We start from the raw sequence: 2,495 nt of genomic DNA, 5'->3' as shown, positions 1-2,495 counted from the left end.
GGATTGGGCTGTTTTTATATCATAACGACACTATTGCTAGTTTGCAAGTAGTAACTTACTGCCTGATTTTTGCACTTAGGCAGGAGTTTTGTATAATGAAAGCAAACAGCATACGATGGCGAGGTTAAAATGTTAGACAAAAAAAGCTTATATGACCTTTTAAATAAATATCAGTTTACCTATGAAGCCTATGAACACCCTGCTGTTTATACCATTGAGGAACTGGATGCGCTAACTATTCCTCATAAAGAGCAGATTGTAAAAAACTTATTTTTGTGCGATGATAAGAAGAAAAATTATTATTTAGTTACCGTGCATGGAACTAAGACCGTCAATCTAAAAAGTCTGAGTGAAAGAATATCAAGCCGCAAGCTGCGTTTTGCCAGCGAGCAGTCGCTTAAAGAATTGTTGCTGTTGGAAAGAGGCCATGTAACTCCGCTGGGGGTTTTGAATAATGCTGAGAGAAATGTTATCGTAGTATTTGATAAAAGCCTGGAAAATCAGCGAATCGGCATTCATCCTATGGAGAATACGGCGACAATCTTTATCGCTGTTGCGGATATTAAAAAACTGATACAGGCTCATGGAAATACCGTTGTTATGTGTGATTTGGATTAATTTTAAAACTGGAGATATAAAATAATGTTGACAAAAGCTCGGGAAATATTAAAAAAATTTTATGGTTATGATGAGTTCCGACCAGGACAAGAAAAAATCATTGCCAGTTTGCTTGCCGGCAAAGATACACTTGCCATTATGCCGACCGGTGCAGGTAAGTCGCTGTGTTTTCAAGTACCAGCCTTACTGCAGCAGGGAGTTACAATAGTCATTTCGCCGCTAATTTCACTGATGAAAGACCAGGTGGATGCATTAAGCGCACAGGGGATACCAGCTACCTTTATCAATAGTTCGCTGACAGGCTCTGAGGCTGGCAGACGGCTGCAGAATATGCGAGCTGGTCGCTACAAGCTGGTCTATGTAGCGCCTGAACGGTTAACTACCGACTGGTTCCAGGCAGTGGTTGGCGAACTCAATATCAGTATGTTGGCAGTGGACGAGGCCCACTGTGTTTCGCAATGGGGGCATGATTTTCGTCCCAGTTATCGGGCGGTTAGCTCGTTTATCGCCAGTTTGCCTAATAGGCCGGTTATTGGTGCATTTACTGCCACCGCAACCCCAGAGGTAAAGAAAGACATCGAGAATCTATTGGCCCTCAAGTGGCCCCAAGTTCATATCACCGGATTTGATCGTCCCAACTTGTCATTTTCCGTTTTGCGCGGTGAAAACAAACAGCAGTTTATCTTACAATACGTAAAAGCAAATGCTAATCATTCCGGGATTATTTACGCGGCTACGCGGAAAGAAGTTGACGGGCTATATGAACTCTTAAGAAAAAAGGGCTATGCTGTCGGCAGATATCATGCCGGGTTAAGTGATGAAGAACGAATGAGCCAGCAGGAGCAGTTTCTCTATGACGATATCCGGGTTATGGTGGCTACCAATGCCTTTGGCATGGGGATTGACAAATCCAATGTGCGTTATGTAGTGCATTACAATATGCCGAAAAATATGGAATCTTATTATCAGGAAGCCGGACGCAGCGGGCGGGATGGTGAGCCTGGCGAATGTATCCTGCTGTACGGGCCGCAGGACCCATTATTGCAGCGGTTTTTGATAGATAAGTCTGTTGAGAATCAGGAACGAAAGCAGCATGAATTGAAAAAGCTGCAGGATATGGTGGATTATTGTCATACACCTGACTGTCTGCGTCAGTATATATTAAATTATTTCGGCGAATTTACGGCCGGACCGGGCTGCGGTCATTGCGGTAATTGTCTGGCTGACGGTGAGCAGGTGGATATTACTATTGATGCCCAGCAGGTGTTTTCCTGTGTTGTTCGTTTGAAAGAACGTTTCGGAATTTCGGTTATTGCCGACGTACTGAAAGGCTCTAAAAACCAAAAAATCCAACAACTGGGTTTGGATCGCTTACCGACCTATGGCTTGATGGCCCAGCGCACAGTCCAGGATATTAAAACCCTTATTCAACGCCTGGTAGCCACAGGCTATTTGCGATTGACGGAAAGTGAGTATCCGGTAGTAAAACTTGAGCCTAGTGCAGTGCCGGTGCTAAAAAATCAAGCTCAGGTTTGGCAGAAAGTCTTTACCGAACGCCAGCCTGCAGCGGATGATACTCTATTTGAATTGCTGCGCAAATGCCGCAAAAGCATTTCTGAGCGGGAAGGAGTACCGCCGTTTGTCATATTTGCTGACAGTACCTTACGGGAGATGAGTGAGCATCGTCCGGCTGATCTTATTGCCATGCGCCAGATAAAGGGTGTTGGTGAGTTGAAACTGCAAAAGTATGGCAAGGAATTTTTGACGGTTATCCTTAATTATCTGGAACAAAACATGGCTGCTGCAAGCAGTACTGTGGCGATGGCTGCTACTGCATTGACAAAAAAAGCAAGTAAAAAGCCTAGCAAGCCTGAGAC

General features: G+C 44.3%; 2 protein-coding genes. Both read left to right on the top strand.

Annotated elements, in window-relative coordinates; genetic code table 11:
• Positions 1 to 129: 129 nt before the first annotated feature.
• Positions 130 to 618 carry a prolyl-tRNA synthetase associated domain-containing protein gene (locus AC29Z1_RS16535; RefSeq protein ID WP_488272550.1) on the top strand — a complete coding sequence of 163 codons (489 nt, stop codon included), beginning with the start codon at positions 130 to 132 and terminating at the stop codon, positions 616 to 618.
• Between the two features lie 24 nt (positions 619 to 642).
• On the top strand, positions 643 to 2,495 hold a 1,853-nt coding region (gene recQ / locus AC29Z1_RS16530), incomplete at its 3' end, for a DNA helicase RecQ (protein WP_488272549.1).

This window comes from Sporomusa sp., from assembly GCF_057736855.1.
Note: the sequence above shows the minus strand (reverse complement) of the source record. Positions and strands in the feature narration are given on the sequence as shown.

Excerpts from the sequence above, each read along its gene's own strand:
- AC29Z1_RS16535 (WP_488272550.1), top strand. The coding sequence starts at position 130 with ATGTTAGACAAAAAAAGCTTATATGACCTTTTAAATAAATATCAGTTT.